At 61.4% G+C, this 7,969-nt stretch carries 5 protein-coding genes; all 5 read right to left on the bottom strand.

Annotated features, from left to right (window positions below; genetic code table 11):
* Nucleotides 1-103: 103 nt before the first annotated feature.
* Nucleotides 104-1,486: an efflux transporter outer membrane subunit gene (locus tag PMI32_RS04685; RefSeq protein ID WP_008033513.1), complete on the bottom strand. Its 1,383-nt coding sequence runs from the start codon at nucleotides 1,484-1,486 to the stop codon at nucleotides 104-106.
* Nucleotides 1,479-4,652, bottom strand: coding sequence for an efflux RND transporter permease subunit (locus PMI32_RS04690; RefSeq protein ID WP_008033512.1), 3,174 nt, complete (start codon nucleotides 4,650-4,652; stop codon nucleotides 1,479-1,481). The genes PMI32_RS04685 and PMI32_RS04690 overlap by 8 nt, the downstream gene beginning before the upstream one ends.
* Entirely contained in the window at nucleotides 4,649-5,788 is a 1,140-nt protein-coding gene (locus PMI32_RS04695; protein ID WP_238541044.1) for an efflux RND transporter periplasmic adaptor subunit, read from the bottom strand. Before PMI32_RS04695 ends, PMI32_RS04690 begins: the two co-directional genes overlap by 4 nt.
* A gap of 131 nt (nucleotides 5,789-5,919) precedes the next feature.
* Nucleotides 5,920-6,057: a hypothetical protein gene (locus tag PMI32_RS30460; RefSeq protein WP_177318895.1), complete on the bottom strand. Its 138-nt coding sequence runs from the start codon at nucleotides 6,055-6,057 to the stop codon at nucleotides 5,920-5,922.
* 307 nt (nucleotides 6,058-6,364) lie between these two features.
* The gene (gene gabD, locus PMI32_RS04700; RefSeq protein ID WP_008033504.1) at nucleotides 6,365-7,843 is read right to left on the bottom strand and encodes an NADP-dependent succinate-semialdehyde dehydrogenase; all 1,479 of its coding nucleotides are present in this window, start codon (nucleotides 7,841-7,843) and stop codon (nucleotides 6,365-6,367) included.
* Nucleotides 7,844-7,969: the final 126 nt, after the last annotated feature.

Genomic DNA, 7,969 nt, shown 5'->3' with positions numbered 1-7,969 from the left:
GCAAAGCCTTTTGGTTCCTTTTCGGCGTTTGGAAAAGGGACTCGCCGTAAGGGCGAAACCACAAGCGGCCGTTACCGAAGAAACGGATATGTACACCATCCCCCTACCCCCCCAACACATTCACCAACGTCGCCTGATTCTGCCACTGCGCCGTCTTGACCTGGGACAACGCATTCTGCGCCGCCAACTGCACCCGCTGCGCCTGCAGCACATCCAGAAACGGCGTCTCCCCCGCCTGCCACGCCCGTTGAATCTGCACGGCAGCCGAACTGGCCTGACTCGCCGCACTGGCCAGAAACGTCTGGCGCTCGGCATTACGTTGCGCAGCAGCCAGTGCCGACTCCACCTCGGACACCGCCACCAGCACAGTGCGCCGATAACTCAACAACGCCTGCCGCGCTTCCGCGTCCCGCAAATCAACCACATTACGTCGACGGCCACCATCGAGCACCGGCACGCTGGCATTCAAACCCGCGAGCCAGAACGTCGAACTGGCCAGGTTCGCCGCGCTCACACCATCAATCAAAGACCCCAGTGCAGCTGACAGACTCAAGCGCGGCAACAGATCCGCCTTGGCCACGCCGACCCGCGCATAGGCCGCGATCAAGCGAGCTTCCGCAGCACGGATATCAGGCCGGCGGCGCAACAGATCCGCCGGGGTTCCGGCCTCCAGCAACGACACCGTGGAAACCTGCACCGGACTGTCCCTGAACTGCTGATACAAACCCTCGGTCGGCTGGGCCAGCAGCACCGACAACCGATGCAGCGAACGCTGCCAGTTCAATTGCAGCGCCGGCACCTGAGCAGCGGTAGAGTCCGACTGCGAACGTGCACGCAACACATCCGCCTCCGGCGTGTCCCCGGCCGCATACAACTGCTCGGTCAGTTGCAAGGTCTGCGCCTGACTGGCAGCACTTTGCTTGACGATCGCCAGGCGTTCCTCCAGGCCGCGCGCCTCGGCATAGGCCTGGACCACCTCAGTGATCAACGCTACCCGCACACCCCGCGCCTCTTCCTCGGTCGCGTTGAGGTCCGCGTCGGCAGCCCGCACGCCTTCGCGGATGCGTCCGAACATATCGATTTCCCAGGCAGCACTCAACCCGACCGAGGTCGGCTCGGTGATCAGCGAATCCGTGAAACCGGCCTGATCGGCCGAGATCCGCTGACGCGCCGCGCTTGCCCCGAGATCGACCTGTGGGCTGCCCGACGCCGCGCTGATGTTGCGCAGCGCGCGCCCGGCATCGATACGCGCCAGGGCAATCTGCAGGTCAAGGTTTTGTCCCAGGGCGCGCTCGACCAGACGGTCCAGCAGCGGGTCCTGATAACGCGTCCACCAGTTGTCGGTAACGCTCGCCGGACGCGCCGTTTGCGCGTTGACGAAACGCTCGACCGGCACGTCGGACGGCGGTGGCATTACCGGCGAAGCACAGGCGCTCAACAGCGCCGCTCCGAGCATCAGGCCTGGAGCACGAAGCAAGTTATTCATGGGCCACGCCCTGTTCAGAATGAATGGATTGAGCCTTGGCGCGACGCTCGCCACCCGCGAGGCGGCGGATCAGCACATAAAAGACCGGGGTGAACAACAGACCAAACAACGTGACGCCGATCATCCCGAAGAACACCGCCGAACCCACGGCCTGGCGCATTTCGGAACCCGCGCCTTCGGACATCACCAGCGGCAACACACCCAGCACGAAAGCCAGAGAGGTCATCAGGATCGGCCGCAAGCGCAGACGACACGCCTCAACCACGGCATCGACAATGCCCTGCCCTTCCTTCTCCTGCTGACGCGCCACTTCGACGATCAAAATCGCGTTCTTCGCCGCCAGTCCCACCAGCACGATGAAACCGATCTGGGTCAGGATGTTGATGTCGAGCCCCATCAGCCGTACGCCTCCGGCAGCTGCCAGCAAGCACATCGGCACGATCAACAGGATCGCCAGCGGCAGGCTCCAGCTGCCGTACTGCGCCGCCAGCACCAGGTAGACGAAAATCACGCACAGCGGGAACACCAACAACCCCATGTTGCCGGCCGTGGTCTGCTGGTAGCTGAGGTCGGTCCACTGATAAGTGATACCCGCCGGCAGCGTCTCTTGAGCCAGGCGCTCCATAGTCTTGATCCCGAACTCGGAGCCCAGCCCCGGCAACGTATCACCGTTGATTTCCGCGGTCGGGAACAGGTTGTAGCGCGGGAATCGCTCCACACCCAGCGCTTCATGCAGACGTGTCACGCTGGCAATCGGCACCATCTGACCGGCATCGTTACGCACCTTGACCCGTGCCAGATCCTCCGGCGTGACGCGGTACGGCAGGTCAGCCTGCGCCGTTACGCGATAAGTCCGCCCGACGAGGTTGAAGTCGTTGATGTACGACGAACCAAAGTAGGTTTCGATGGCCTGGTTGATCTGGCTGCTCGGTACGCCGAGCATTTCTGCCCGTTCACGGTCCAGTTCAACGAACACCTGCGGCGTGCGGGCCGAGAACGGCGAGTACACGCCGGTCATGCCTTGGGTGGCGTTGGCGGCAGCAATCAGGTTATCGGTCGCTTTGGCCAGGGCTTCGGTGCCCAGCCCGGCAGTGTCCTGCAAACGCATGGAGAAACCACCGGTGCTGCCCAAGCCTTGAACCGGCGGTGGCGTGGCAACAATCACCGTCGCACCGCTGACCACTTTCAAACGCTCACGCAAGTCTTCGGCAATCCTGTCCGAGGTAAGCCCATGGACCTTGCGCTCGGACCACGGCTGGAACACCGGCGCCAGACCGGCCGAGTTCGAGGAACTGGTGCCGGTCACCATCGAAAACCCGGAGAACGTCGGTACGCGATCCACTCCCGGCACCTGCAGGGCAATTGCCTCGATCTGCTGCGAGATTTGGTTGGTGCGCTCCAGCGATGCACCATCGGGCAGTTGCACGATGACCACCAGGTAGCCGCGATCCTGAACCGGGATGAAACCCTTGGGCGTCGACACCAACAGGTATGCGGTCGCGGCGATCAGCACCGCGTAGATCGCCAGCATCAACGGTGTTCTGGCCACCAGGCCGCGTACGCTGCCGGCATAACTCGAAGAGAGTTTCAGGAAGCCACGGTTGAAGCCATCGGCCGACCGTTTGAGCACGCCTGTTTTTGCGGCGTGATGCGCTTGTGGTTCATGCCGGCGCAGGATCATCGCCGCCAGGGCGGGAGACAACGTGACCGAGTTGAACAGCGAGATCGCGGTGGCCACCGCAATCGTGATCCCGAACTGGCGGAAGAACTCACCCGAGATCCCCGGAATGAACGCGGTCGGAATGAACACCGCACACAACACCAGGGTAATGGCGATCAACGCACCGCCGATTTCCTGCATGGTGACGATGGTCGCTTCCAGCGGACTCTTGCCATCGGCCAGATGCCGCTCGACGTTTTCCACCACCACGATGGCGTTGTCGACCACGATGCCCACGGCCAACACCAGCCCGAAGAGGGTCAGGTTGTTGATCGAATAACCGAGCATTGCCATGACCGCGAAGGTGCCCACCAGCGACACCGGAATGGCCAGGATCGGAATGATCGACGGCCGCCAGCCTTGCAGGAAAACCATGATCACCAGCACCACGAGGATGACCGCCTCGTAAATGGTCTTGCCCAGCTCGCCGATGCTGTCGGCAATGAACGCCGTCGGGTTGTAACCGATGCTGTATTCGATGCCCTCCGGGAAGTCCTTGCCGATTTTCTCCATCGTCTCTTCGACCACTTTCATCGTCGCCAGGGCGTTGGCGCCCGGACGTTGCAGCACTTGCAGGCCGATGGCCGGGTTGCGCAAGTAATAGGTGTTGTTGACGTACGCCAGCCCGGCGATTTCCGTGCGCGCCACATCCTTGAGCCGCACCAGACGCCCGGCAGTTCCGGACTTGAGAACGATGTTGTCGAAGTCGGCCGGCTCTTTCAGGCGCCCCTCGAAGATCAGGTTCGGCTGAAACGCCTGGGACGCCACTGGCGGCTGGGCGATCACCCCACCGGCCATCTGGGTGTTTTGCGAACGCACGGCCGCGATGATGTCGGCAGGTGTCAGGTTGAACGCCGCCACACGCTCCGGATCGAGCCAGATGCGCATCGAGTATTCGCGTGCGCCGAGCGGGTTGATGTCGCCGACACCGTCGATACGCTTGAGCACATCGGCGACGTTGCGGATCGCGAAGTTGGAGACGTACAGCTGATCGTAAGTACCCTTGGGCGAGGAGATGAAAATCGTCGACAACTGCGTCGGCGACGATTTGCGCACCGTCACGCCACTGCGCTGCACCGGCTCCGGCAAGCGCGGCGTGGCCAGCGCCACACGGTTCTGCACCAGCACCTGGGCCTTGTCGACATCGGTGCCGCTCTTGAAGGTCACGGTCAGGTTGAGGCTGCCATCGGAGGTCGCCTGGCTGTACATGTAGAGCATGTCTTCAACGCCGTTGACCTCCTGCTCAATCGGGATTGCCAGGGTCTCGGCGACCGTTTGCGCCGAGGCACCGGGATAGGTCGCGGTGACCACCACGGTGGGCGGCGCGATGTCCGGGTACTCGGAAGTCGGCAAGACCAGATAGGCCAGGCCACCGATAATCATCAGGACGATCGACAGCACAATCGCCAATACCGGCTGTTCGATGGATGTACGGCCCAGGCTCATAACGGCGCCTCCTCGTTGCCCGTGGTTTTCGCGGCCTGGGCCAGCGAGCGATCCTCGGCCATGGCCGTATCACCGGCCCGCACGCGTTGCAGGCCATCGACAATCACCCGGTCCTGCGCCTGCAATCCGCTGGCGATTTCGCGCAAACCGTCATGCAGTTTGCCGAGCGTCACCGGGCGCACTTCGACCTTGTTCTGCGCATTCAGCACGTAGACGACTTTGCGGGTCGCATCGACGCTGATCGCAGTGTCCGGCAGAAGGAGCGCCGGGTACGGTGCCTGACTGGAGAACTGCACCCGGCCAAATTGCCCGGGGCTCAGTTGCAGGTTCTGATTGCTGACCCTGGCTCGCTGCCGCAAGGTCCCGGTCGATGGATCGAGGCGGTTGTCGATGAAGTCCATGCGTCCGGTCATGCTCGGCTCGGCTTCGCCGGGCAAGGCAATGCGCACCTGACTCTGTTTACCGGCGGCGTTCGCCTGGCGACGGTATTTGAGGTAGCTCTGTTCATCGATATCAAAGTAGATATCAATCGGGTCAATCGAGACGATGGTGGTCAGCAACGTGGCGCTGCTGTTGCCGCCATTGACCAGGTTGCCTTCACTGATCAGCTTGCGGCTGATCCGCCCGCTCATGGGCGCGGTGATGCGGGTGAATTCCAGGTCCAGCTTCGCTGCGCTCAACGCGCCTTCGGCACTGAGGACTTCGGCCTGTGCCGCCTGACGCGCTTGCAAGCGCTGGTCGTAGAGGCTGCGGGCGATGGTTTTGGACTCGATCAAGACGTTGGCGCGGGCGAACTCCTGCTCGGCGAGGGCCAGTTGCGAGCGTACCTGCGCCAGCTTGCCTTGCGCCTGGATCACGGCGGCCTGGAACGAGCGCGAGTCAATCACGAACAACAAATCGCCCTTCTTGACGATGGCCCCATCCTGAAACGCGACTTTCTCCAGATAGCCGCTGACCCGCGAACGAACTTCCACCGAATCGGTGGCCTCGAAGCGCCCGGTAAAACTGTCCCAGTCGGTGATCACCGACTTGGCCGGCTGACTGACCGTAACGCTCGGTGCCGCCGGCGCGCTGCTGGCCTTTTCCGGACCGCATCCGCTCAAGGCAGCCACCAGCGCAAGGCTGATCGCGGACAACGCCGCGCCTTTTATTACCTTTGATTTGACTGGGGATGCTGCCGGTTTCCCCGTGGTGTGCAAGTTCACTTTTGTGCTCTCCGAAGTGGGTAAAACTAAAACATCAGTTCATTTATCCAGAACTGGTTTAATCAACTTCCGACAGCGCGCTCATCCAGTGTTTTATTGCGTTCGACAAAAGCACCCGACTCTTCTGCATGAACTGCGAAAGATCCAGAAAGAGCAGCCACGGTGGCAAACAAGGCAACGATTTTTTTGAAATAAGTCATGATGGAAAATCTCGGTAGTGATCAGGATGGAAAGGATTTTCCAGCACCACCCACCGAAGATAAACCGCAGGAATACGAAAACAATATTGACTAAAAGACACGAACGAACGCTCTAACACGAGGATCACACAAGCACCATCGCACCGATCCGACACCACGGGACAATGACTTGTGAAGCGCATTCACTGATGATTGGGCGATTGCCAATTATTGAGACAGGATTAATAACAAGAAGATTAAAAGCAGGCAGGGGTAATTAACTTTCAATAAATAAGGAGATGACCTGGCGGCCATCCCCCCGAAACTATCAGCGATTAATTCCTCCCAGACATAGGTATTTGATCTCAAGATAATCCTCGATGCCGTACTTGGAACCCTCACGGCCAAGTCCCGACGATTTGACGCCACCGAACGGCGCCACTTCCGTAGAAATCAACCCTTCGTTGATCCCGACAATGCCGCACTCCAGCGCCTCAGCCACGCGCATGATCCGGCCGATATCGCGGCTGTAGAAATACGCGGCCAAACCAAACTCGGTGTCGTTGGCCATTTCGATGGCTTGCGCCTCGGTGCTGAAACGGAACAACGGCGCCACCGGGCCGAAGGTTTCCTCACGAAACACCTTCGATTCGCGCGGCACATTCACCAGGATCGTCGGCCGGTAGAAACTGCCCCCCAGCGGATGACGCTCGCCACCGGTCAACACCGACGCGCCGCGCTCGACGGCATCGGCGACGTGCTCCTCGGCCTTGCGCACCGCGTTGTCGTCGATCAACGGACCGATCGTCACGCCGTCTTCAAAGCCGTCGCCAATTTTGAGCGCTTCGACGGCAGTTTTCAGCTTGGCCGCAAACGCCTCATAGATGCCGTCCTGCACCAACAAGCGATTGGCGCAGACGCAGGTCTGCCCGGCGTTGCGGTACTTGGACGCCAGCGCCCCCTGCACTGCCGCATCGAGATCGGCGTCGTCGAACACGATGAAGGGCGCGTTGCCACCGAGTTCCATGCTGGTCTTTTTGATCGTGGGTGCGCATTGGGCCAAGAGTGTTGCGCCGACCTCGGTGCTGCCGGTAAACGACAGTTTGCGCACATCCGGGTTGGAGGTCAGCTCGCCACCGATTTCACTGCCCGGTCCGGTGATCACGTTGCACACGCCGGCAGGCAGGCCGGCACGTTCGGCCAGCACGGCAATCGCGATCGCCGAAAACGGCGTCTGGCTGGCCGGGCGCAACACACCGGTGCACCCCGCCGCCCAGCCTGGCCCTGCCTTGCGGGTGATCATCGCAGACGGGAAATTCCACGGGGTAATCGCGGCAAACACGCCGATGGGTTCTTTCTGCACGATGATGCGGCTGTTCGGCGAGTGCGAAGCGATGGTGTCGCCGTAAACACGCTTGCCCTCCTCCGCGAACCACTCGATGAACGACGCGGCGTAGGTGATCTCGCCGCGACTCTCGGCCAACGGTTTGCCTTGTTCCGCGGTCATGATCCGCGCGAGGTCTTCGCGGTGGGTGATCATCAATTCGAACAAGTGCCGCAGCTTTGCCGCACGCTCCTTGGCGGTGAGCGCACGCCACGCCGGTTGTGCGCGCCTGGCGGCGGCAATGGCTCGCGCGGTTTCGCTCGCCCCCAGTGAAGGCACGCGCCCCAGTACATTGCCGGTGGCCGGGTTGATGACGTTGATGCTGCGACCTTCACCAATCGCCAGCCATTGACCATCGATGTAGTTGGCCTCGCGAAACAGCGAGGGATCGTCGAGCGTCGACAGGAAGTTTGAATCGGCCATGCTGCTGTCACTCCTCAAAATTCAATCACCTGACGGACCGCACTGCCATCGTGCAGGCGGTCGAAACCTTCGTTGATGTCGTCCAGTTTCAGCCGGCCGCTGAGCAGCCGATCCACCGGCAGGGGG

Source organism: Pseudomonas sp. GM60 (genome assembly GCF_000282415.1).
Taxonomy (GTDB): Bacteria; Pseudomonadota; Gammaproteobacteria; order Pseudomonadales; family Pseudomonadaceae; genus Aquipseudomonas; species Aquipseudomonas migulae.
This window is presented reverse-complemented; position numbering and strand designations above follow the sequence as displayed.